The sequence below is a fragment of the Paenibacillus sp. 79R4 genome, assembly GCF_013393165.1.
In the GTDB taxonomy this organism is placed as follows: domain Bacteria; phylum Bacillota; class Bacilli; order Paenibacillales; family Paenibacillaceae; genus Fontibacillus.
In genome coordinates, this window is sequence record NZ_QJOT01000018.1 from 59,837 (window position 1) to 83,580 (window position 23,744).

18 protein-coding genes are annotated in these 23,744 nt (G+C 48.2%); 7 read left to right on the plus strand and 11 right to left on the minus strand.

Going from position 1 to position 23,744, the window contains the following annotated elements; all coding sequences use genetic code 11:
* Window positions 1-10: 10 nt before the first annotated feature.
* Window positions 11-2,197, minus strand: coding sequence for a M1 family metallopeptidase (locus DMN77_RS20345; protein ID WP_179016157.1), 2,187 nt, complete (start codon window positions 2,195-2,197; stop codon window positions 11-13).
* A 926-nt stretch (window positions 2,198-3,123) separates the two neighbouring features.
* Window positions 3,124-3,621: a DUF2798 domain-containing protein gene (locus DMN77_RS20350; RefSeq protein ID WP_068782560.1), complete on the minus strand. Its 498-nt coding sequence runs from the start codon at window positions 3,619-3,621 to the stop codon at window positions 3,124-3,126.
* A gap of 339 nt (window positions 3,622-3,960) precedes the next feature.
* Between DMN77_RS20350 and DMN77_RS20355 the strand changes: the two genes are divergently transcribed.
* Window positions 3,961-4,884, plus strand: a complete 924-nt coding sequence (locus DMN77_RS20355) for an AEC family transporter (protein WP_068782384.1) — start codon at window positions 3,961-3,963, stop codon at window positions 4,882-4,884.
* A 90-nt stretch (window positions 4,885-4,974) separates the two neighbouring features.
* On the opposite strand, the gene DMN77_RS20360 is transcribed toward DMN77_RS20355, so the two are convergent.
* The gene (locus tag DMN77_RS20360) at window positions 4,975-5,151 is read right to left on the minus strand and encodes a hypothetical protein (RefSeq protein ID WP_179016131.1); all 177 of its coding nucleotides are present in this window, start codon (window positions 5,149-5,151) and stop codon (window positions 4,975-4,977) included.
* A gap of 334 nt (window positions 5,152-5,485) precedes the next feature.
* On the opposite strand from DMN77_RS20360, the gene DMN77_RS20365 reads away from it, so the two are divergent.
* From DMN77_RS20365 to DMN77_RS20375, 3 genes are all read left to right on the plus strand, one after another.
* On the plus strand, window positions 5,486-6,157 hold the full coding sequence (locus DMN77_RS20365; RefSeq protein ID WP_082790188.1) for a LemA family protein: 672 nt from the start codon (window positions 5,486-5,488) through the stop codon (window positions 6,155-6,157).
* Window positions 6,154-6,972 (plus strand): TPM domain-containing protein, encoded by an 819-nt coding sequence (locus DMN77_RS20370; RefSeq protein ID WP_082790189.1) that lies wholly within the window; start codon window positions 6,154-6,156, stop codon window positions 6,970-6,972. The genes DMN77_RS20365 and DMN77_RS20370 overlap by 4 nt, the downstream gene beginning before the upstream one ends.
* A gap of 102 nt (window positions 6,973-7,074) precedes the next feature.
* Entirely contained in the window at window positions 7,075-7,851 is a 777-nt protein-coding gene (locus tag DMN77_RS20375) for an HAD family hydrolase (protein WP_179016158.1), read from the plus strand.
* 26 nt (window positions 7,852-7,877) lie between these two features.
* Here DMN77_RS20375 and DMN77_RS20380 read toward each other — a convergent pair whose 3' ends face one another.
* The 5 genes from DMN77_RS20380 to DMN77_RS20400 form a co-directional block, all read right to left on the minus strand.
* Entirely contained in the window at window positions 7,878-9,953 is a 2,076-nt protein-coding gene (locus DMN77_RS20380) for a GTP-binding protein (protein WP_179016159.1), read from the minus strand.
* A gap of 172 nt (window positions 9,954-10,125) precedes the next feature.
* Window positions 10,126-10,869, minus strand: a complete 744-nt coding sequence (locus tag DMN77_RS20385) for an amino acid ABC transporter ATP-binding protein (RefSeq protein WP_218653062.1) — start codon at window positions 10,867-10,869, stop codon at window positions 10,126-10,128.
* A 17-nt stretch (window positions 10,870-10,886) separates the two neighbouring features.
* Entirely contained in the window at window positions 10,887-11,546 is a 660-nt protein-coding gene (locus DMN77_RS20390) for an amino acid ABC transporter permease (RefSeq protein ID WP_126996343.1), read from the minus strand.
* A 20-nt stretch (window positions 11,547-11,566) separates the two neighbouring features.
* Window positions 11,567-12,343: an amino acid ABC transporter substrate-binding protein gene (locus DMN77_RS20395; protein ID WP_179016167.1), complete on the minus strand. Its 777-nt coding sequence runs from the start codon at window positions 12,341-12,343 to the stop codon at window positions 11,567-11,569.
* A gap of 427 nt (window positions 12,344-12,770) precedes the next feature.
* The gene (locus DMN77_RS20400; protein ID WP_179016160.1) at window positions 12,771-16,526 is read right to left on the minus strand and encodes a carbohydrate-binding domain-containing protein; all 3,756 of its coding nucleotides are present in this window, start codon (window positions 16,524-16,526) and stop codon (window positions 12,771-12,773) included.
* Window positions 16,527-16,897: 371 nt separating this feature from the next.
* On the opposite strand from DMN77_RS20400, the gene DMN77_RS20405 reads away from it, so the two are divergent.
* A complete protein-coding gene (locus DMN77_RS20405) occupies window positions 16,898-17,905 on the plus strand; it encodes a LacI family DNA-binding transcriptional regulator (protein WP_068782390.1) in 1,008 nt (335 codons plus the stop codon).
* Window positions 17,906-18,076: 171 nt separating this feature from the next.
* Here the strand turns inward: DMN77_RS20405 and DMN77_RS20410 are convergent, their stop codons facing one another.
* Entirely contained in the window at window positions 18,077-18,601 is a 525-nt protein-coding gene (locus DMN77_RS20410; protein ID WP_068782391.1) for a mismatch-specific DNA-glycosylase, read from the minus strand.
* The gene (locus DMN77_RS20415) at window positions 18,598-19,353 is read right to left on the minus strand and encodes a YwaF family protein (protein WP_068782392.1); all 756 of its coding nucleotides are present in this window, start codon (window positions 19,351-19,353) and stop codon (window positions 18,598-18,600) included. The genes DMN77_RS20410 and DMN77_RS20415 overlap by 4 nt, the downstream gene beginning before the upstream one ends.
* A 247-nt stretch (window positions 19,354-19,600) precedes the next feature.
* Between DMN77_RS20415 and DMN77_RS20420 the strand changes: the two genes are divergently transcribed.
* Window positions 19,601-21,223 (plus strand): glycoside hydrolase family 9 protein, encoded by a 1,623-nt coding sequence (locus DMN77_RS20420; RefSeq protein ID WP_179016161.1) that lies wholly within the window; start codon window positions 19,601-19,603, stop codon window positions 21,221-21,223.
* 89 nt (window positions 21,224-21,312) lie between these two features.
* The gene (locus DMN77_RS20425) at window positions 21,313-22,296 is read left to right on the plus strand and encodes a hypothetical protein (RefSeq protein WP_179016162.1); all 984 of its coding nucleotides are present in this window, start codon (window positions 21,313-21,315) and stop codon (window positions 22,294-22,296) included.
* A gap of 76 nt (window positions 22,297-22,372) precedes the next feature.
* Here DMN77_RS20425 and DMN77_RS20430 read toward each other — a convergent pair whose 3' ends face one another.
* Window positions 22,373-23,299, minus strand: a complete 927-nt coding sequence (locus DMN77_RS20430) for a DMT family transporter (RefSeq protein WP_179016163.1) — start codon at window positions 23,297-23,299, stop codon at window positions 22,373-22,375.
* Between the last annotated feature and the right edge of the window lie 445 nt (window positions 23,300-23,744).

Sequence of the window (23,744 nt, forward strand, 5' to 3'; positions counted from 1 at the left end):
GTAGCTGGACTTACTCCTCGAAAAATTTGGACCAGGGGTTCGTCGTCTTCCGTTCCGTAATCACTTTACCTGAACGGTCCATCTCGTAATATTGATAATAATTGGAACTGAAACTAAGAGCAGTCACTGCTTGTACCCCAAACGGTTCGACCATTTCGTCCGTTAGTGCATCACTGTTCCAATAGAAATGAAGCAGCAGGCGGTTCTGGTTGTACGGATGTTTGATAATATAAGCACCGGCACCGTCTTTTTTATTCATCATCTTTTTCCAGTCCCAACCGATATCTTTGGATTTTTGAATGATACCCGGTTTCAGAGCCTGAATGAGTCCATTCGTCTTTGAGTTGCCGATGACGATGATATTACTTCCTGCCAACTCCTTGGTCATTTTCTTTTTCAAAACCTGGCGTTCCGTAACAACGGTAGGTGTTATGCCTGAAAATGATAACGCACCCCCGATCTGATTCCAAAACTCTTCCTGCTGTTTTTTCGCCTTGGCTCCTACCTTATCGCTCAGCACGACGGTTAGCGGTTCCCCCGCATACACCTTTCCTATAATTCTACTCATCGTTTCGTACGGAATCCCCGGGATTTGGCTCAACGCATTATGATACATCCTTTTAATCATCTCACGCGTATATTCTTTTTGTTCAGCTTCGGTCATTTGGTATTCCGGCTTCAGCGCAAAATTCGGCTCATGCAGTGCCTTGTCCATTTCATCCCGCGCTGGTCTGCCAAGTGTATCCTCAATCGTCTGCAGCAAGCCGGCAATGGTCGCATTTTTATGTGCGTAACGTTTAACATATTCTTTCATAAAGGAATCAAATTTTTCCTCGCCGACCAACCGGTATAGCTGGTAGATCGCCTGCCGCCCCTTGTTATAGTACACCGTGTGCGCATCGTCCCCAACTTCTTTATTGGTGGAAGCAATCGGTTTTTTGGCGGTGGATTTATCATCTTGAATCGACTTAAACCCGTTCACCAAATCTCCCTGCTTATCCGCAAAATAAACCATGGAAAAATCAGCGAATCCTTCGTCCAGGAATGATTCTGTCTCCGAATTATTGCCGATCAGGGAATGGAACCACTGATGGGCGATTTCATGTTCAAATACATAGTCATCTGGATTGACCTTGCTTCCTGCCAATCCCATTTGAATCAGGCGTGAAAACTCCACCGCAACGCCTTCAACATACGACTCGGCAATTCGAAATTCGGGGTACGGATATTTTCCGTATTTTTCGTTAAAAAATTGAATCGCTTTGAATGCTTTGTCAATATATTGATCAATGACTTTTTTCTTGCCCGGCGCGTTGTCGAAATAATAATATTCAATCGTCAGTCCATCGCGCGTTACGCTCTCCACCTTATAGCTGGGGCTTGCAAAAAAGACAAATTCACGCGTATTGTTTGCCACCGTGGATACAATCTTGCGCCCGGGTTCCTTGTCCTGCTGCGTAGTGATCGTTCCCGGCATCAATACCTGATACTTGTCCGGTACATTGAAATGAACTTCAAAATCCGAGGACGTGTAATAATCGGTTTCAAACGTTGTGCTGTATGGCGTTTTATTCCATTGATGTTTGGCTTCATCATAAACCGCCACAACCGGGAACCAATGCGCGCCGTTAATGATATCTTTGTAATATGATAAACGCTGGGAGCCATACGGAATCTTCACATCGAAATCGAGCTGCAGAGTTACCGCCTCGCCGGGCTTAAGCTCCTGCTTCAGGTGAACGGTCAAAGCCTGACTTTTATTCTTATATGTTAAGGATTGCCCGTTTTCCGTCACTTTTTTCATATCGATGCCGCCCAGAAACATATCCGGCTTAAGTTTAGGATTTTCTTTTTGGATTTCTTCATTGGTATGCCGGAACTGGTCGGGCTGCGTCGCTTTTGTACGATTGGCATCCGCAAAGGTATGGAACACCAATTCCTTCAGCGTATCCTTCGAAGTGTTACGATACGTGACCGTTTGACTGCCCTGGATATGCATGTTTTTCTCGTCCAGCCGCGCTTGGATCCGGTACTGAATGGGCGTATGCACCTCCGCAGCATCTATCGATTGCTGTGAAACGGCCAGCGGGGCTGCCAGAGCATGGCCCGCGCCGATGATCGGGCAAGCAGCCAACGTAAAGGTCAACGAATATGTCATGACTTTTTTGGAGATAGAAGTGAAGATATGTTTGTTCATTGGAGCCTCTCCTTAGATATGTTTGATTTTTAGTAAAATTAAGCTTATTCCTTGAGGTGCACAAATTCCTTAATCCGCTCGCTTTATCTTCCTATAAGCTCAAAGAATCATTCCGTCCGGACACCCGCCTCCCTCAATTTAGATTGAAGCACTTCTAATGGGGGATATTTCCTTTCGTCCCAAAGGTTTTGTTCACATGGATTGCTTGAAGTACGGTTTTCATATGAACTCTCCTTATGAGCTTGCTTATTGATGAACGCAAATGTAATCATAATCGCTGTAACTTACAGCATTTTAAAACGAACCTTACATAATCCTTAAAAAAACTTTTGCGCTTGAGGCAAGTGATGGGAATTAAATCGATTATATGCCGTAAGCTTAGGTCGAAACCTCAGGAAGATGGCTGGGTTCATCAGGTAGCTGAAAATCTACTGCAGCTTGATTTCACAGCAGAATTACCTAACCGAAAAGGGTGACCGACATCAGTTGGAGATACTTGGCTGTACCTCTCTGCTATGAAGGGGCTTATGAACGAAAGAAATCATTGCTTGCCAAATGAGATTCTGCAACAATATGAATGTTATAAACCTTTTGACGAGTATTTAAAAAGAAAAAAGACATGACTGGCTTGATCATTCAGAACGATCAAAGATACCAGTACACGTCTCATGCGTACCCATGACACGCTACACAGGTTGGCTCCCAAATCAGCCTGTCGTGCCAGGCGAACTCAAAAAAACTTAAAGAACTGACGCCGATGAAATCCTGTTTATGCAGACTTTTTCAACTGACTTCTAGAGAGTGGTCCGTACGGTACGATATAGGTCGAAACAAAAGTGACATTTATTATCCTGGAAATCTTCATCCCACCGCTTAGCCTCTTCTGGGACTAATTATGACCCCTATTTTTTTGTAAAGTGTTACATTTAATTTTCGATATTCAATCCTTTATCCACTCTATTGGACTTAATATATTTTATAAATATATAACGCACTAATGGTCCCATAATAATGATTTGTAAAGGTAATGCCATAATCAAATTCTTGCCAAAAACTGAAAAATAATCTGCGACCACTGAGTTAGAAGTAAAACCATTATGAATATACGTTGCAGCTAACCCGTAAACAGACATAAATAACGCCATTCCCAAAACCATGCATGTTGATATGGCCAGAACTGTATAGATTTTTTTAGTTGTATTTTCGGTTAATTTCAACGCTATTTTTTTAGCATTAGGCCCTACAATAAATATATCAAGTATAAAAGCAACAACAAATCCAATAAAAAAATCAGATATTACTTCTATGAAAGTAATTTTCCCAATTCCTCCATTAAGGTAAAGATTATACAGAGTCATAAATAATACCATTCCAAAACACATAATTAAACCAAATTGTAAACTTTCTTTCTTAGTTGTTGGCAATTCCATCATCCCTTCTTTTTTTCATACCTTGTAGTATAGGGATAGTAAGAAACTCTTCGTAAGTGAACAATTCGTAAACATTTTACGAACTAAAATTTTGAATGATTCGTGCAGGGTCACAGAAACACAAGCAACGGCTCTTAGTAAAGCGGTTAATGCTCATAGTGATTGATGAAATCGGAAGTTCTCAAGAGAACATTGCAAGTACACCAACATGACGAATGCTCGGAGGTATTAACGATTTATGACAACGAACCATCTTCGAAAGATACATGATATAATAAACCTCTGAACCGCTATGCTTAAGGACACAGTTTGAAATGAGGATGAACCACCAAGATGATTATCGAAATATTGCTGGATGTCGTGCTGCCCATTTTCGTATTAATCGGAATCGGGGCCGTAATGCACCGTATCTTTCGGCTTGATCTATACACATTGGCCAAAATTAATTTTTATTACATTACCCCTGCGGTCGTCTTCCTTAGCATGTACCAATCGGAAATGTCAGCGGAATTGCTCGGAAGTGTAACTTTATTCTATGTACTCTATATTATCTTGCTCTACGGAATCAGCTCCCTCGTCAGCCGCAGGATGAAATTCAGTCAAGGCATGAAGGCGGCTTTTACGAACAGCCTGCTGCTCGACAATTCAGGGAACTACGGTCTGCCGGTTAATCAGCTCGCCTTCAAGGGAGAGCCTCTGGCGATGTCTCTACAGGCCCTCATTATGACCTTCCAGAGTCTCGTCACCTTCACCTATGGCGTAATGTCGATACAGAAAGCCAAGAATGGAGGCAGTTTGAAGGCAGCCTTGACCGGATTTCTAAAAATGCCGGTGCCTTACGCCCTCGTACTGGGTCTGATCTTCCATGTGCTGAAGCTGCCGCTGCCGAACTTCGTCTCGAAGCCGCTTGGTTATATGGCTGACTCGATGGTCAGCATTGCGCTCCTGACGCTTGGAGCACAGATCATAAAATATCCGCTGCGGCTGGATCGGCTTGATGTATATATCAGCGTATTGCTCCGCTTGCTTATAGGTCCGGTGGTTGGCTTCACCTTAATTATGATACTCGGTATGCGAGGCATTCCCGCCCAAGCGCTGCTCATCGCTTCCGGTATGCCAACCGGAGTCAACAGTACAATTCTGGCTGAGGAATATAATAACGAACCTGATTTCGCTTCGCAGACCGTATTGATCTCGACGCTGCTGAATATTGTAACGATTACCGCTCTTATCTCTATCGCAAAGCATTTATTATAATTTAAATTCACTAACAACAAAAAAATCAGGGATCATCCGCAGAATTTTCGTACCAGCGGATATCCCTGATTTTTTTGTGCAAAAGGCTGCTTAGGCTTGAGTTTTTCCATTCATCTCAAACGAAGTCTGATGCAGTTCTCTGATGGACATTTGCAGAAAGTGACTTTCTTGTCTTCCTAATCCGTATTGGTTCTCCTTGGCGATCAACTCACCAATCCGTCGTTTTAGCATTTCACTGCGGCGTTCCAACATCTCATGATTACGCAAGCAAAGTCATCTCCTCTAAGTTATAGTCACGATTAATAAACACAGTTTCTAGTATAGAGGTTTCACCCTTTCAGGGGAAATCCAGTACATCGCCTTCACGCCAAAAATACTACAATCCAGCGCGGCCTGATTCAGCTCATAAATGGCATTCTTAAACATCCTCCATCATTCTCCCGCATGGTCTTAATCCCTCTTGCAAATTTTTCTCAATTTCTGAAAATCGAGTTTTTTTCAATAATTATGAAACTATGTACCCTCTAATTCGTAAAAATGAATAGTTCACGTGCAAGTCCCATAAAGTACTGTTAGCAGTAAATGAGAAGGAGAGATTCTGATGAATTCAAGAAGAAGAGGCTGGTTAATTCCAGTGATCGTTATCGTTGCTGTAATCGTCATCTTCATCGGCATGTTCGCAGGCAAATATAATACGTATGTCACTGCGGAGGAGACGGTAGATCAGCAATGGAGCAAGATTGACGTACAGCTGCAACGCCGATATGATCTGATTCCAAACCTGGTCAATACGGTAAAAGGTTATGCGGAACACGAGAAGGAAGTCATTAAGTCCGTCTCCGATGCCCGCGCGGCTCTGGGAGGAGCAAGAACCCCAGCCGAGATGGCAGATGCCGACGCACAGCTCTCAAGCGCGCTTAGCCGCTTGCTGGTCGTAGTTGAGAACTATCCTACGCTGAAGGCAGATACGCAATTTACTCAGCTGATGGATGAATTGTCAGGTACCGAGAATCGCATCGCCGTTGCCCGGAATGACTATAACAATGCAGTTGCCGATTACAATAAGCTGATCAAGCGTTTCCCGGGCAACCTGCTCGCCGGAATGATGGGCTTCGATAAGAAGGCGTATTTCGAGACAACCACAGAATCAAGAACGAATCCGCAGGTTGATTTTGGCACAGGAAACACGTCGCTGCGCTTGGATGATAAGTCTGCTCCAATCAACAGTGTATTCGCAGCAGCAGTCGTACCGATGGCCGGTGCTAGCGCATGATCAGCCACTCGAAGCGGCTTCTGCGGAATCTGTTCCGGCCTGGTCTGCTTCTGCTGGCAATTATCTCCCTGCTCTTCCCTTTCAGTCTAGTCGCTGATGCAGCCCCGAAAATACCGGCTCCTCGCGGAGATATCTATGTTCAGGATTTCGAGAAACTGCTATCCAGCGATCAGATGTACGAGCTGAACAGGCTTGGACGGGCGTTAGAGGATAAGACAAAAGCGCAAATCGCCGTTTTAACGGTGACTTCACTGGATGGCTATTCCGTGGAGGAATACGCGCTGCAAGCCTTCCGGGAGTTTCGTCTGGGCGATCAGAAATTGAACAACGGGGTGCTGCTGCTGCTATCGATGGAGGATGGAGAACCTGGTAATCGCCCGCTGCGGATTGAAGTGGGATACGGCTTGGAAGGGGCTTTGCCCGATGGGAAGGTTGGACGAATCCTCGATCAGGTCACGATTCCTTATCTCGTTCAGAACAAGCCTGGCGAGGCCATCGTGGAGACTTACAAGGTACTCTACAATGAGGTAGCCAAGGAATACGGGGTGGAGGATCAATTAACCCCGCAAAATGTAGCCGTTCCGGAATCTCCAGGTGACGAGGGCGGTGGTTTGCCTCTCGGCTGGATTATCTTGGTTGTCGTCTTCCTGGCGATCGATTTCATCTTCTTCGGCGGACGGATGACCCTCTTCCTGCTGGCGATGCTTAGCCGTGGCGGCGGCCGAGGAGGCGGAGGAGGCGGATTTGGCGGCGGGGGCTTCAGCGGAGGCGGGGGAGGTTCTTCAGGCGGCGGGGGCGCAAGTCGGAGATTTTAAGCCTTGCAATCCCGTCTGACTGACTATATCCTCTGAGCAGCTGGTGCTTACATCCGGTATAATGTCTAGTAGACCATACTTGAAGGAGAGAGTCTCTAGAACATGAATAAGCCATCATCACAAGCTGCTCTATCCCCGCAGGCCGTATTCTTTGATGTAGATGATACCTTATATGATCATCTCGTCCCGTTTGGCCAAGCCTTGCAAAATGTACTTCATACCCCTGAACAGTTCCCCTATGAGGCTGCTTATCATCGGATGAGATATTATAGCGATTACTTGTCTGCTCAAGCCGGGGGGACGCCAACTCAGGGTACTGTACTTCTGGAAATGCGGCGTAACCGATTTAAATTCAGCTTGGAGGAATTTGGCCTGCATGTCACAGACACGCAAGCGGACAAGGTGCAGGAGGAGTATTTGCAGCATCAATTTACGATCCAATTATTCGACGGAGCCAAGGAGCTAATCGGGCAGTTGCAGAATGACGGGATTACCGTCGGATTGATTACGAACGGACCACCACAGCATCAAATGAAGAAGATCGCTGCTCTGGGACTTAAGGAAACAATCCCCGCCGAGCTTATCTTCATCTCCGGTGCAGTCGGAATTACGAAGCCGGACCGCGGTTTGTTCGATCATGTCGCCGGAAAGCTCGGACTTCCTGCCGAAGCTTGCTGCTATATTGGCGACTCCTGGCGCAATGATGTCATCGGCGCATTAAACGGCGGCTGGAATGTGATCTGGTTCAATCATCGTAAAGTTGCGCCCGAATCCGAGCATCGTCCTCATTATGAGGCCGCGAGCTATGATGAATTGACAGCCCTTCTGCTAAAAAGAGAAGCAACAAATTTGCATAACGGCGGGAATTTTCTCCCGTAGACCAGAAAAGCGCTGCAGGATGGATATCATCCTTGCAGCGCTTTTCTGACGCTAAGTATATATTTTGCCTGGTCCAGCGGATTAACACCTCGGCGCTGTCTTACCGCCTTCACTTCTGGCGGACAGGGCTCGTAGCCGTCGAAGAAGGAAGCGAATGTACTGCGTCCTTTCGTATAGGAACTAAGCTCTACCGGGTAATTCATCGATGTCGCAAGCGGAACCCTGCCTTCAATCAGCATTCGCTCTCCTTGCAGCACAGGCGGCTCGAAGGTACCTCGCATCTGTGCCAGATCGTTCATGACCCGGCCACCGTTCTCTTCCGGGACGATGATTCGCACACGCAGCATGGGCTCCAGCAAGGCTGTTCCTGTATTCGTCAATCCATCCATGATCCCCATGGGCGTCGCCACAGCGAAATCAAGCGGATGAGTATGCCATACATGATGCTGGCCATATACCAGAGTGACCTTCAAATCGGTTACTTCCCATCCATAGAGTCCCTGCATAAGCGCCTCCGGTACTCGCCGCTGTACTTCGTTCTGGTATTGCGCCAGCAACTCCTCGCTTTTGACCTGTGATTCATATACCAGGCCGCTGCCCCGAGGCCCTGGCTCGATCTTGAAGCGCAGAATTGCCCAGCAAGGCTTAGGCATTGTATACGCGATGAAGCCCTCACCTTCCTGCAGCGGCGTCTCCTTGTAAATAACCGAGGGTTGACCAAAGGTTACGGCTAATCCGTACCTCGTCTCCAGAATACTGCTCAGTATTTCAAGCTGTATCGGTCCCATCACCTTGGCATGCAGCTCACGCTCATCCTGCAGCCACTGCACATCGAGCAACGGGTCCTCATCGGACAGCCCCTGCAGTGCCTGAACGACCTGCGGATATTGTTCCTCATTCGCCCAGTGAACGCGGACCGTAAGCAGTGGTACTGCAAGATGGGCCTCCGGCGGAATTGCCTCTGGCCCCCCCAGCACGTCTCCGATTCTGACCTGTGTCAGACCACAAACGGCGGCAATATCTCCCGCTTCCAGCAGCCCTAAATCCTCGGTGCGGCCTCCTTCAACCTTGCGGATTTGCGTCACTTTCTCCTGTATGCCCTGCGTATGGTTATATACGATATCCCGGTTGCGCATACTCCCTTCATATACACGAACATAAGCCATCCGCCCCATCGTCTTGTCCCGTTCTATCTTGAAGACGATGCCGGATAAAGCCCCTTGCGGATTGCCGCCCGCATCAGGCAAATATTGTACGATGGCATCCAGCAAAGCTGCGATGCCTGTCCCCCGCGATGCCGCTCCATACATGACCGGAAAAATAAGCGCCTTCCTGGTCAGCTCACTCATCGTGCTCATCCAGCGATCTGCCGGAACCGGTTCATTGTCCAGGTAGGCTTCAAATAAGGCTTCATCCCGTTCCGCGAGAAAGTCGCAAAGTCGGTCGTACGCTTGTTCAAAACTCCGCTCTTCCTCGTCAGTCCTAATTTCAACCGTTTGCTTTAATCCGTTGACCCCAGGTTCAGGCTGATGATTTGCCGGCGATTCCCCACCGTTTGCCGAATTTTCGTCTAGGAGAAGCACCGTGCCACGGAATTCCTGCTCCCTCCCCAATGGGACTTGCAGCGGTATGATATCAGGCGAGAGATGCTTGCGAATTTGCTCCAATACCGCCTTCGCATCAGCTCCAACCCGGTCCATTTTATTCACAAATAATAAGGTAGGAATCCTCAGTCTGCGCAAGCCGTTCCAAATCATCTCCGTCTGTGCCTGTACTCCTTCCACAGCCGACACGATCAGGACAGCACAGTCCATCACGCGCAATGAGCGCTCCACCTCGGACAAAAAGTCGACATGCCCCGGTGTATCTACCAAATTGATCTGAGCGCCGTTCCAATGAAATGAAGTAAGCGCAGATCGCACCGAGATACCACGCTGCCGCTCTATGTCCATTGAATCAGTCAAAGCCGTCCCCTCGTCCACGCTTCCTAATTCCCGGGTCCGGCCGCTCTCAAATAAAATATGCTCTGTCGTCGTTGTCTTTCCCGCATCCACATGCGCAAATATCCCGACGTTCAGCCGCTTCATTCTGGATTGTCCCATATGATTCTCCTTACTAGAGGTGTAGGGGGTAATTGTTCAATTATTATAACCGACCTGGCCATCCCATGATATAAGAAATACAGATTCAGATTCTTGCCAGAGCAAAAAACGAAGCACCTATGGCGCCCCGTTGTATGTTTTTGCTCAAACAGCCGATTCTCGCTTCTTATTCCTATAATACTCTAGTTAAAAATGCTTTTGTCCGCTCCTGTTGTGGATGATCAAATATTTGTTCCGGAGTTCCTGCTTCAATGAACTCACCGTCGGCCATGAACATGACCCGATCGGCAACTTCACGCGCGAAGCCCATCTCATGCGTAACTACGATCATCGTCATATGCTCCTCAGCAAGCTGCTTCATAACTTCCAGCACTTCGCCGGTTAGCTCCGGATCAAGCGCCGATGTCGGCTCGTCGAAGAGCAGAATCTCCGGACTCATCATTAGCGCTCTTGCGATCGCAACTCTCTGCTTCTGCCCGCCGGATAGATTAGCCGGATAGACATCCGCCTTATCAAGCAGCCCGACCTTCTCCAACAACTCCGAAGCTCTATTACGCAGTTCTACAGCGGGAAGCTTCTTCACTAACCGGGGCGCAAGCTCCAGATTATCGCGGACCGTCAAGTGAGGGAACAGATTGAAATGCTGGAACACCATTCCCATTCGTGCAGTAATCTCCTTCACCTTAGGGGCGGCAGAATAGTTCCCATCCTTGACCATAAATTGTCCGCCAATTTGAATGCTGCCGCCATCGATCTTCTCCAGATGAGCGAGGCTGCGCAGCATCGTACTCTTCCCGGAACCCGACGGACCGATGACGGCAACCACTTCCTGTGCATCGACCGATAAGGATACATTTTTCAGCACATCCACGGCACCAAACGATTTACTAAGATTCATAACCTCTATGATTGCCATAACGATTCTACGTCCTTTTATTCGAATTTGAGCTTCCGCTCAAGTGCTTTGAACAGCAAGGTCAACACTAGCGTCATCAATAGATATATAACCCCCGCCACAAAGAAAGGCACGATCGTAAAGTCGCGGTTCACCGCTGTCTGGGCAAAATGCAGCAGCTCCGGCACGGCAACGGCATAGAGCAGAGCAGTATCCTTCACAAGGGTAATCGATTCATTGGCTACCGCCGGGAGAGCGATTCGGAACATCTGCGGCAGCACGACTCGCGTCGTCGTATGCCATTTACTCAAGCCTAATACTTGAGCCGCTTCATACTGCCCCCGATCGATCGCCAGCAAGCCGCCGCGGAATATCTCAGCAAAATAAGCGCCATAGTTCAAGGTGAAGGCCAGACACGCAGCGACGAAGCGATCCATGACCAAATACTGTCCAATCCCCGGAATGACAGGCAATCCGAAGCAAATAACGAGCATTTGCAGCAATAGTGGCGTTCCCCGCATGACGTAAATATATATATGCGCCAGCCCTGCCAGCGGCTTAATTCGGCTCTTCACCATTAAGGTGACGAGGAATCCGAGTGGAACGGACGTGATGATGGCCAGAAAGAACAGCAGCACCGTCATTTTCACGCCTTCCAGCATAGGTCCGATGATCTCTAAGATGTAATCCAAGCTCATATCTATTGTCCCCTCACGATCTATTTCAGCACTTTATCCTCGCCGAACCATTTCTTAGAAATCTCCGCCGCAGTCCCATCGCTGTTCAGATCATCAAGTGCTTGCTGCAGCTTGGTCAGCAGCTCTTCATTGCCTTGCTTCACGCCAATACCATAGAGTTCAGGAGCCAGCGACTCCTCCAGAATCTTAAAGGTCCCTTCCTCCTGCGATAAATAGTAGCGAGCTACCACTTCATCGATAATTACCGCATCAAGACGCTTCGTCTTGAGGTCGCTTAATGCCAGGACATTATCGGAAAATTCAGATACGGTCTTGATCTTGTCTTTGATCGGATTGGCATCCAACGCATCGGCAGCCGACGACTGAGCCTGCAGACCAACAACCTTGCCTGCCAGATCATCCACTCCGGCAATCTCCGAATCCGCCAGCGTCACGATCACCTGGCTATTCTCCAGATAAGGCTTCGTGAACAGCACCATCTCTTTGCGTTCATCTGTAATCGTATATCCGTTCCAGATCAAGTCAATCCGGCCGCTCTTCAGCTCGGATTCCTTCGCCTTCCAATCGATAGGCTGGAACACCGCTTCCTTCCCCATCTTCTCCGCAGCAGCTCTAGCATAGTCTATATCGAAGCCTACGATATTATTATCTTTGTCCCGGAATCCAAGCGGTGCAAATTGATCATCGATCCCGATCACCAGCTTGTTCTCATTCTTGCCTGATCCCGATGCGCCGCATCCGGCCAAGGCCACCCACATTGCCACTACGATTAGGCTAATTAATCCCGTCTTCTTCATCATTTCTCTCTCCCCCGTAATACTCGATAATCGGAATAACCATGGTAAATATGTTGATATTATTTTGATCTTTAGCTCGCTTACGCCTGCTCTCGAATGATTGCTCCAGTTTAAGATTCAGTCTAAACGCTTTAGTTCGTTACCACGTTATCAGGACTCTATAATAGCATACTACTGTAAAATAGTCGATAGAAAGAAGTCATTTCCAACTGACCTATCCTATTCACCGAGAAAGATGTAATAATGCAGTTTTTTAGCGATTATTCGCCGGTTTACAAAGATACACCGTTTAAGTCAAGCAGGCGTGCAACCTCCCGACTGGGCACAATGTGCTTAACGCGATGACTACCGGCTGCATCGAACAAGGGCTGCCTCTGGGCCATAATCGACCCTGAAGCAGCCCTTTTGCAATAACCTTGATCCTCAATTATCCGTTAATCAATCTGGCAACTACCTGAGCAGCCTCAGCCCGGGTAGCCTTGCTCTGTGGTGCAAACTGGCCGTTGGCCCGCCCCGTCATGAAGCCAAGCGCATGCGCTTCGGCTACAGCCTCCTGGGCCCAGGAGCTAACGCTCGCTTGATCTGCGAACGCCCCCGCAGCTCCCGCCGAAGCCACCTGCCCCCTGCTGTACTCGTAGGCACGAACCAGAATGACAGCCATCTCCTCGCGGGTGATTGTCGCTCCAGGTTCAAAGCTCGAAGCGCTGCGCCCGTTTACGATCCCCAATTCACTAACCGCCGCGATGGCTTCCGCATACCAATCAGAAGCTGCTACATCGGTAAATGTCACCTCCGCATCGCCTGTTGCTTCAAGCCTTAGCGACCTGGCGATCATGGCCGCAAATTCTGCGCGAGTGATTGACTTCTCAGGTGCAAATTGAGCTGCGCCCGTTCCTTCAATAATGTGCTTCGCGGCCAATAGCTTCAATACGGGCGTCGCCCAATGCGTTCCGGCAACGTCGCTGAAGGACAGATCATAGCTTAATGGTCCATATACCCCATTTGTAATCAGATCTGCTATCAGCTTGCCAACTTGGGTCGTCCCGCCAATATATTTAATATGCCCGTCGGAAGTGATAAGGTACAACCCGATCAAATCCTTATTTACGCCGGTATCTACATTTAAAGTCATGATAAGCGGCTGCACAAATCGATCCGGCTTCAGTACAGGATAGTCTTTCCCTGCCGAGATAGATAGCGAGAAATTCAAAATTGCACCTGCCGTACGCACATCTACTTCTTCCCGACCATTAATCCGATCCAATAAAAGTGCACGGTCGCCCTCTGTCATTCGGCTGAATTGAACCGTGATAGTTCCATTCTTCAATTGCTCCTCTGTTAACAGGGCCTGCAATTGTTTGTAGACTGTCCCCGGCAATTGCAGTACGAAATCCTCGCTCTTCAGCTCAATGACCGTTTTATCGGCAATCCCCGTCGCATTCGCAGCAATAATCGCTTCTTCTGCCTCTTTGGCGATTTCCACAGCAATCTTGCCGTCTTGATCCGGCCCTGGAAGGACGATGATCTCGCTTCCTGAACCCTCCGGAGAGATATTGCCACTATTGCTGCCGCCGCTGCTATTCCCGGAGCTGCTGCCAGAATTGCCATTATTACCGCTGCCACCGTTATTTGAATTATAAGGAGTAGCCTGCCGCTCTACCGAATTCGCGCTTTCTCCCGCTTCGTTGCCAGCAGACACTACATAATAATAGGTGGTTCCATTGCTTAATCCGGTATCCTTATAACGAGTCGTTTGAAGGTGAGCTGCCATTGTCGTATAAGGCCCGGCCGATTGAACACCACGCTTCACGTTATAATATTGAGCCTCTGCAGCTGCTTCCCAGCTCAGTTCTACAGATCCGTCGCCTGCCTTCGCTTCCAGTCCACCGGGTACCGTCGGTATCACAACATCCGATCCATCTGTAAATTTGACATTATCGATATACATTCTTCCCGCAAAATCACTATCTACATCTGCAAAAATAAGAATCATATTTCGCAGCTCCGTATCGTCCGTGATTCCGTCTATTTCCCTCATATTAAGGCTGACCGGATAGTGGTACACGGAGTCCGTTACCGCAGCTCCTGCCAACTGATCGAACTCAATATTATAGCTCGCAGGAGCCTGCTGCCAATATCCGGCAGCAGGCGGCTGAAATATGAGATTAATCGCCATCGCTCCCACGCTTGCCCGTTCAGGCTTAAGATACAGATCGAACATGACATAATCATGATTCCCACGAATAAGTCCATCCTTATACAAATCTAACCTTGCTGCGGATGCCCAACCATCGGATGGTTTAACATCCGGATAAGCCAACTCCCAGGAAAGAGCCTGCGAGCCCTGGGCCTCTTCTATCGTGAGAGGACTCTTGACCGCAGATTCCGGATTCCATTCCCAACCCTGCCGTGTACCATCTTCGAAATCAGAAGGAAGCGCGGCCGTTCCTTTCGGAGCATGAATAACCGGAAGCTCCACCTTGGTGCCTGTCACTGTGATATTGTCGAGCGAGATTATGTCCGTATCCTTCGCCCCAACGAACAGAATCAAATTGTTCATCACATTATTTTCTGCACTCTCAGCGATCGTCTTAAATGAAGGAGAATCCTCTGTCGTAATGGAGAGGACAGCTTTATATTTATTGCTGCCATAAGGCTCAAAATCATCTTTATTCACCTGTACCGCCCGCTCCGGGTTCGCCCATCCTGATGAAGGTCCTTGCGGAATTGCCGCAATGGATACCGTCGTCTTCTCGTCCACAATAACATCCATAGTCAATTGTTCTGCGCCCAGGATGTTAGCCGTCTTCCCCCAGCCATCCGCAGATAAGCGGATATTGGCCCAATAATTATCCTCGCTTGTATCCGTGCTCACGTTCATTCCAGTAATCTGCAAAGCATCACCCACATTGCTTAATGCAATGCTCTCTCGATTCGGATTGTCTCCATTGACCCCAAATCCCTGCGTCGTGCCGTCTTCGAAATCCCATAAAACCTGAGAATACTTATTCCGGTCAATCGGCTCATACGCAATCCCCTTGATTCTTGCCCGCACATATTCACCGGACACGGTCAACTCGGGAATAGACCAGACCTGATCCTCCCCGGGATCAAGAGCGGTTGCCGGCTGCTTGCCGAGTTCCAGCGGCATAAAGGCCGCAGAGGTCTCGTTCTTGTTCGTTAACGACCAGTTGACCCAACTAATGTTGTTCTCATTCAGGAAGCTAAGCCATTGATCAGCCTCCTGCAGATATGGCCCGCCGTCCCCGCTCGCCTGGCTCGTCCCCCATTCCGTGACAAAAATCGGGACACCCTGCTCCAACGCATATTTGGCATTGCTCATAATATTCGATCTATCAGAGCTATCCGCAGCAGGCATATGCGTTCCTGTGTAGAAATGAACCGTGTACATAATGTTATCCGCTTGGATCGGGTCATCCGCAGCCAAATCCGGACGCTGACTCCAGTTCGGAGTACCCACAATAATAATGTTGTTCTGTGCATCACCCTGACGCAGCATCTCTACAATCGGTTCAGCATACTCCTTAATGGCCTGCCACCCGGATTCATCATTTTGAATTCCTGGACCGTCTGTATTATTCGGGCTTGGCTCATTCGCTAATTCATAGATGATGTGTTCATTATTCGGGTAAAGCGAAGAAATATCTCTGAAGAAATCCATGGCACCGCTGTATATATCCGCCCTCGGATCCCCCGGTGCATGCACATGCCAATCCACAATTACATACAGATCATTAACAATGGCCAAATCAATTCCGTCGAGCACCCTCTGCCTGATCTTTTCCTGATTCGCCGGGGTACCATATCCGTTCTCACCCACATACATTGCCAGCCTGATCACATTGGCTCCCCAATCATTGGCCAAAGCGGCATAGGCATTTTCGTTAATGATTTCCGGGAACCACTGCAAGCCATGTGTACTCATTCCCCGTAATTGAATCGGGTTCCCACTCTGATCGGCAAGTGTCTTCTCCCCGTCAATCTCGACAATCTGCAATGCGCCCCCTACTGACGGTTTTACCGCCGGAGCCGCTATCAAGCTGGAATCATGACCTGTATCACTGCCTTCCGGCTCCGCAGCAGCCATCATTGGCACAAGCGAGCTTAATAGCACCAAAGTCATCATCATAGCTATCATTCGCTTCCTGAGCTTCTTTCTCACCCTCAGCCCTCCCATAAATCAAGTTTTGATAATGTCTTAATCAATGATGAGACTATTCGGAAAACGTTTTCCGAAAAGAGCAAAACAAGCTATGGACTTCTTCCACCCTACCTTAGTGCTTTTTTCTGCTGCCAATTTCTCTCCCTTCTTCATAGACTAATTTAATTCACTTCCCCTGATAAAAGCGGTTTCAATAAAGTGAACGCGCGTTTATCAAAATGTATATGGATTTGGTTCATGATTATAGCATACATGTAATAATTTGTATAGAAAACGTTTTCCGAAATAAATTGCAAAATGCACATAGAACAGCTATCCTTGAGTTATTATTCAGGGAAAGATGATAGAAAGAAGCTAGGTAGGTGGCATGTATGGCAAAAAATATTCATGATATTGCAAAAGCTGCAGGTGTATCAATAACAACCGTGTCCAAGGTTATTAACAATCGCCCCCATGTCAGTCCGAAGACAAGAGCACGCGTACAGCAAGTGATCCGTGATGAACAATTCATTCCCAATCATACGGCCCGCGGGCTGGTTCAGGGAAATTCGAAAACGATCGGGATGTTCTTAACTACCGGGTTAACCCACCCATTCTTCTCCAGAGTAGTCGTCGGACTTGAAAAGGCACTAAAAGAAACCGGATACGATCTGCTCTACCTTGTCCAGTTCGATATGGGCTCGGACTATAGTATTGTGCAGCATTGTCTGAGCCGCAATGTCGATGGGGTCTTGATCTTCGGATTCCAGAGCCATGATCTGAATTTTGAGGAAATGCTGCAGTCCGGCATTCCGACGATGTTTATAGATATGGACTTCACCGGACCACGTGCCGGATATATTACTTCCGAAAATATTGACAGCATCAAGATGGCCGTACGCTACCTGCATCAACTGCAGCATCAAAGGATTGCCTTCATCAACGGCCATCTCGATTCCTATGTCGGGAAGCAGCGGTTTGAGGGCTACCGGTTAGCATTGCAGGAGCTTGACCTGCCTTATGATCCAAAGTACATATCCATTGGGGATTTTAGCAAGGAATCGGGGTATGCCGCGATGCAGGAATTCCTGAAGCTAAGCAATCGACCGACATCGGTCATCTGCTGTTCTGATATGATTGCACTTGGCGTAATGGAGGCCGCCGCTGAAGCCGGGCTATCGGTTCCGGATGATCTGTCTGTCATCGGCTTTGATGGCATCGAGATGTCCCGGCATACCCAGCCTGCGTTGACGACGGTTCAGCAGGATTTTCTCACTCTGGGAGAACAGGCGATCCGTTCCTTGAATGAGATGATCCATTCACCTAACTTGCCTCCCCCGTCAATTATCGTTCCCACCAGTCTGGTGATTCGTGATTCATGCGCCGTCTGTCCGCTGTGATTCCCTGGGTAAAGCATAGTCCCTGTAGCTGCACCTCTAGTAAATGTTCAAAAAGCTTGGTTTTTCAGCCCCGAGAAGGTTGGATAAAGCTGGGGACTGAGGAGCGGAACGTACGTAGTTGGTTCGTGAGCATCGGGCCCGGCTGGATTCAAGATTCGCTATCGAATAGACTTACAGTTCGGCATCGGGTTCAAAAGGGGGCTTATTGAACACCCCCTTATAAATAGTAATGATCTCCTCCATTGGCATCCGCACTAACCCACTGGAGGAGGGGGCTACAAATTCCTGCACATCCTCGATGATCGGCTCCGCTTGGAATCCCCACTCTACTTGAGAACGGCGGCTAAATTCCGTATATACCCCTTTTCCGACAAAGCAAGCCACCTGCGGACGATACAGCTCAAGCTTATCGCACAGAATTTGCCTGCCTTGCGTATATTCTTCACGGGTGATCTCCTCCGCCGTACGCGTCGGCCTGGATACTATATTGGTGAAGCCGTATCCCAGCTCCAACAGTTCATGATCCTCTGCAGCCGTATACAAGCGAGGGGTCAGCCCCGAACGATACAGTATTCGCCAGAAGTTATTGCGCGGATTGGCATAATGATGACCCACCTCCCCTGATTTCAGACTGGGATTGAAGCCTATGAATACGACCGATAATCCGGTTCGCAAATGATCGGGTATCTCCTTCATGAGGATCGAGCTCCTTTCCTGCTGTGGTTATGCTGCGTTATTTTATCGGGAAGTAAGAAAAAGAAGATATACAATATTATAAACATCAGCAGGGCAATTCCTTCCTCCGCCAGCAAATAATACGGGTACGGGCCTAATAGATTGAGCAGAGATGCCGTATCCGGCTTATGGGCCAGAAACATATAGTTCGCCCCGATCGCATAATCCACTCCCCATACTGCCGCCGCTGAAATATTCAGCAAGAGCATCGCCCAAGCGACGGACTTCCAGCTCAACTTGTAGCCTTCGATCCAGGTCATGTATAACGAAGCTAATATAATCGCCGCATGAGAGATGAAAAATTGAAAATAACGAAAGTGCGGAAATTCATACGACAAATTAGGCGTAATTAGCGCTTGAAGCGCGCCCGCGATTCCGGCAAGGAACAGAAAGGGATAAAGCCAGCGACTGCGCGTCAACAGCATAATGATAGACAACAGCAGGGTAAGACTGCACAGCTCAAGCGGCAGCGTGTATCGGGCATCCCAGATGTTCTGCGACAAATACCAGATATTCAGGCTGGCCTCAGACAAGAGCAATAACAAGGCCAAGCCGTAGCGAATGGTTCTTCTTAACCTTGGGTGATTGCGTATTGCAATTCTCGTATGAAATAAGCCTAGAATCAAAAGCAGCACGACGGCAAGCGCCAGTATATGAGGAAAAGATAGAAGGACAAAGCCGGATATCGCCCCGGAGGAAAAAAAAGCATCCATGAATCCTTCACTCCTTCACTGATCGAATAATGATGTCAGGGTTTAGCTTCCCCTAATTATATGCAATCGTACCATGAGCCGACTAAGGATGAACAGTCCTCTGGCAGGGCGTGATTCATAATAATGAAGGGAAATGATTTAATAAGAAGTCTTGCCAAGCCGCCCTGAACATGTAAGGATGAGGATGAGGCTAACAGAAACTGGATTTAATATATGAAAACGATTACACAAGTGGAGGGTGAGAACAATGAACGGACAGGAGCAACGTAATATTTCCGTGAATCAAGTCGGCTATCCTATGCATTCTAGCAAGGTCGCCGTTATTGCTAACGATAGCGGGATTTTCCATCTTGTTGACGATCAGCGCGGAGAGAGTGTGCTTGAAGGGAATACCACACATCCCGTTGTGGATCAAGTGGCTGGTGTATCTATCTCTCAGGCCGACTTCTCCAGCTGGATTACACCCGGGATATATCATATTGAGCTCAATGGCCGCAGGTCAGCAGCTTTCACCATTTCAGAGCGCCCCTACGAACAGGTTCACCGCGGGCTATTAAGAGCGTTTTATCTGTTCCGCTGCGGTATGGAATTGAAGGGGGAATATGCCGGAGCGTGGACACATCAAGCCTGCCATACTCAGGAAGGGATCGTATACGATGATCCTTCGCGCAGGCTGGACAGCTGCGGAGGCTGGCATGATGCCGGAGATTACGGCAAATACTCCGGACCCGGAGCCAAGGCCGTCGCTGATCTGCTTCTCGCCTATGAGCTTCGTCCGGAGGCTTTTCAGCAGGCTATTCCTATTCCGGAGACGGACGGACGAATGCCTGATATTTTGCATGAATGCCGTTATGAACTGGAATGGCTGTTCAAAATGCAGGATAAACGGAGCGGTGGCGTGTTCCATAAGCTCACGACCAAATATTTTCCTGCGCTTAATATAATGCCGGAAAATGACCGGGATGATCTGTACTTCCTTCCTGTCTCAGCCACGGCCACCGGATGCTTCGCCGGAATTATGGCTATGGCCTGCCGGATTTACAAGCCCTTTGATCCTGAATTTGCACAGCATTGCCTTCAGGCAGCAAGACGGGCATGGTCCTGGCTTGAAGAACATCCGGACGTTCGAGGCTTTAGAAATCCTATGGATGTATATACTGGAGAATACGGAGACAACCTGGATTTGGATGAGCGCTACTGGGCCTCAGCCGAACTGTATCGAACTACCGGAGAGGCTGTTTACCACACCGCCTTTTTGGAGCTGGCGAGAAAATCTTTTCCCAAGTATGAGCTCGGTTGGGCAGATATGGGCGGGTATGGAACGATCGCCTATCTGCTGAATGATAGCTTTGAGGTTGATCAGGAGCAGCATTCCTCTCTGTTAAGCGGACTATTCAATGAAGCAGACCAATCAATTCGCCGCAGTACTGTAGATGGTTATCTAATCTCCCTGGAGGAGACGGACTATATCTGGGGCAGCAATATGGTTGTCATGAATCGGGCTATGCTGTTATTGCTGGCCAGTCATTTCAGCGAACAGAGAGATTACGAAGCTTGTGCGCTGGAGCATGTGCATTATTTGCTTGGGCGTAACGTGCTGGATATAAGCTATGTTACCGGGTATGGGGACCGCCCTGTCATGTATCCTCATCATCGCCCTTCCGTCGGGGACAAGGTTGATGAGCCGGTGCCCGGCCTGGTGGCTGGCGGTCCGAATCATGGACTTAATGACGATTATATGATGGAACATTTGCAAGGCAAAGCTCCTGCGCAATGTTATATCGATCATCAGGACAGCTTTGCTGGCAATGAGGTCACGATCTATTGGAACTCTCCTGCTGTATTCGTCATCTCTCATTTTATGAAATGAAGTCATACATTAGGAAATAGCTGCAACCTTTGGCCGTAAGCCAGCGTTATGATAACTAAAAGGCATCCCATCTAAGGAGGAATCTTACATTGCATAAGAAGCTGATGAGGATAACGCTGGCCCTTGCCACGGTATTGGCGCTTACTGCCTGCAGCAGCAAGCATCAAGATCCGGAACTAAATACAAATGCTCAGAACCATGAAAATGCAAGTGAACAGAATGACCCTTCCAATAAACAGAATAATCCCCTTACAGATCAAGAGGATCAAGCTGCGAAGGTGATAGCCGAGTATAACGCATTGCTGCAGAGCAATGGCAAGCTGTCAGAGGCGATCAGCTACCTTCAGGAGCATATTCATGAGGTAGCTAAAGAGCAGGCCACGCAAATGCTTCTCTCTCTTGAGAACGCGCAGATACAAGCGGCACCGGCCCTTGAAGAACGTTATTACGCAGAAGACATTTTGCAGGAGCTGGCCGATAAGGGTGCCTATACGCGCAGTATAGAAGACATCATCTCCCATTTACCGGATGGCAAGCTGAAAGATTTGCTGTCGGAGACACAAGACAATGGCTATTTTCTCTATTCCGTTGAGGGGATGTTCTTTCCAGTTATCGACTACGAGACTTATACTCCATACGAGGATGAAATTAATGAGGATATCGCCGCTTATTTCAAGCTAAAGGCCAAGGACACCCAAGCACCGGCGCTTCGTGACGCGGCGATTGCCGTCAGCCTGGAAGAGCTTCTGAATCGAGCGCTTGATGCCGAGGACTTCATGACAAATTACCCTTCCTCTCCCCGTTCTAAAGAAATGAAGGTCTTGTTTCAACAGTATAAGGGGGCTATTTTCTTCGGAAGCGATAATAGCCAATTATTCGACTATTCCACCCATATCATGAATGATGAAGCTCAGAAGACCTATAATGCTTATGTTGGTAAAACTGAGGCCAGCCAAAGCCAGCTTCTTAGGGAGCTCAAGCAATATATGGATGCCGCGGCCAAGGACGGTTATAAGGATTCGGATACACTAAAGCAAATGCGTGAGAAGTTTTTGGAGATAGAGCCTGAGTAGACATCAAATGATGAAGCAACCCGAAAGAGAAGCACCTTTGTTAGAAAGGAGGCTTCACTTCCGGGTTTTTGTTGCGCTAAGCTAGTAAACGCAGTAGCAAAATGCCTATCAGCGCGGTTGACAATCCCAAGACCTCACGCCGCGCCATCGACTCCTTCAGATAGAATCGGGCATACAGCAATACGAACACAACGTTCATGGCGCTGATCGCCGAGACGATCCCGGTCACTCCCCCACGAAAAGCCGGGATCAGGAAGATCATGCCGGCGATATTGGAGATCCCGACAAACAGCCCCCAGCTCAGCGTCTTGCCGCGGCTCCATTGCACAGGAGTGGAAGCTGTTGCAGGAGAAGCTGCACTCGATGCAGAGCCTTCAGTCTCTGTGACTGCACTAATGGCCACCTGCTTGGAGGTTCTGTACTGGCTTATGGCCCACTGCGCGCCAAACAGCACCGCTCCCGTTCCGTACATCACGGATAACAAGGGAAGCGTAGACGCACCCGACAGCGTAGCCTGCTTGGAGGTTAGATCAGTCATGCCAAAGAATAACATGGTCAGAATCCCCCATTGGATGCCTTTTAGTTGTCCCAGCTTTAAATCCTGGGAGTACTTAATTAGCAACAGTCCGAGAATAACCACGACAAAGGAAACAATCTGCCACAGATTCAACGTCTCTCCCCACAACAGATATGCCATAATCACTACAACCACGGGCGGAAGTCCGGTGAATAAAGCGATCAACGATGCTTTGCCAACCGCATAGCCTTTATACATGGAAGCATTGGCGATGAAGGAGAATCCGCCCATTAACAGACCGATGATCGCTCCATTATTCCAGGCTTGACCTGCAAACACATTGCTGACCAGTGCTATGATAGTTCCCGACAAATAAACGCCAAATAACAGTAAATTCCGATCAAGCGGACGCTGGGACGTCCATTGGTACAAGATTCCCCGCATCCCAAAGCATGTTGCCGCAGCCATAGCAAAGACAAACCACATTTCTCTCGTCCTCCTACTTCAACTTTCTCTCTATTTATGTATTTTCCTTGATACCGCAAGCAGCTCATAGAAAAAAAGCTGACACCTCCGCGTCAACCCTATTTCTTGACATGATTATGTATGAAAAGCCCTCTTTAAATGCTTATTATATGAAACTCTTAAACGTTGATTATACACTAGAATTGGAAGAAGAGGTAGGGTAAATAATGTGGATATGCAGTACTCCATACGGACACTTTATTCCGCGGATGAATGCTTATCTAGGTATAGGCAAGCCGGAGGTACTCCGGCTTGCCTGGTCTTCGAGTCATTCTTCCATCAATGCGTCACTCGGGATTGAAAATCATCCCGGCTCGATTTGTTGGCGTGGTACAGAACCACGTCCCCATTCTCCAGTTCAAACGTATTGCCGTAGGCATCCTGAACCTTGGACTGGAAACCTTCC

Excerpts from the sequence above, each read along its gene's own strand:
- DMN77_RS20345 (WP_179016157.1), bottom strand. The coding sequence starts at position 2,197 with ATGAACAAACATATCTTCACTTCTATCTCCAAAAAAGTCATGACATAT.
- DMN77_RS20355 (WP_068782384.1), top strand. The coding sequence starts at position 3,961 with ATGATTATCGAAATATTGCTGGATGTCGTGCTGCCCATTTTCGTATTA.
- DMN77_RS20365 (WP_082790188.1), top strand. The coding sequence starts at position 5,486 with ATGAATTCAAGAAGAAGAGGCTGGTTAATTCCAGTGATCGTTATCGTT.
- DMN77_RS20370 (WP_082790189.1), top strand. The coding sequence starts at position 6,154 with ATGATCAGCCACTCGAAGCGGCTTCTGCGGAATCTGTTCCGGCCTGGT.
- DMN77_RS20375 (WP_179016158.1), top strand. The coding sequence starts at position 7,075 with ATGAATAAGCCATCATCACAAGCTGCTCTATCCCCGCAGGCCGTATTC.
- DMN77_RS20380 (WP_179016159.1), bottom strand. The coding sequence starts at position 9,953 with ATGGGACAATCCAGAATGAAGCGGCTGAACGTCGGGATATTTGCGCAT.
- DMN77_RS20385 (WP_218653062.1), bottom strand. The coding sequence starts at position 10,869 with ATGGCAATCATAGAGGTTATGAATCTTAGTAAATCGTTTGGTGCCGTG.
- DMN77_RS20390 (WP_126996343.1), bottom strand. The coding sequence starts at position 11,546 with ATGAGCTTGGATTACATCTTAGAGATCATCGGACCTATGCTGGAAGGC.
- DMN77_RS20395 (WP_179016167.1), bottom strand. The coding sequence starts at position 12,343 with ATGAAGAAGACGGGATTAATTAGCCTAATCGTAGTGGCAATGTGGGTG.
- DMN77_RS20405 (WP_068782390.1), top strand. The coding sequence starts at position 16,898 with ATGGCAAAAAATATTCATGATATTGCAAAAGCTGCAGGTGTATCAATA.
- DMN77_RS20410 (WP_068782391.1), bottom strand. The coding sequence starts at position 18,601 with ATGAAGGAGATACCCGATCATTTGCGAACCGGATTATCGGTCGTATTC.
- DMN77_RS20415 (WP_068782392.1), bottom strand. The coding sequence starts at position 19,353 with ATGGATGCTTTTTTTTCCTCCGGGGCGATATCCGGCTTTGTCCTTCTA.
- DMN77_RS20420 (WP_179016161.1), top strand. The coding sequence starts at position 19,601 with ATGAACGGACAGGAGCAACGTAATATTTCCGTGAATCAAGTCGGCTAT.
- DMN77_RS20430 (WP_179016163.1), bottom strand. The coding sequence starts at position 23,299 with ATGTGGTTTGTCTTTGCTATGGCTGCGGCAACATGCTTTGGGATGCGG.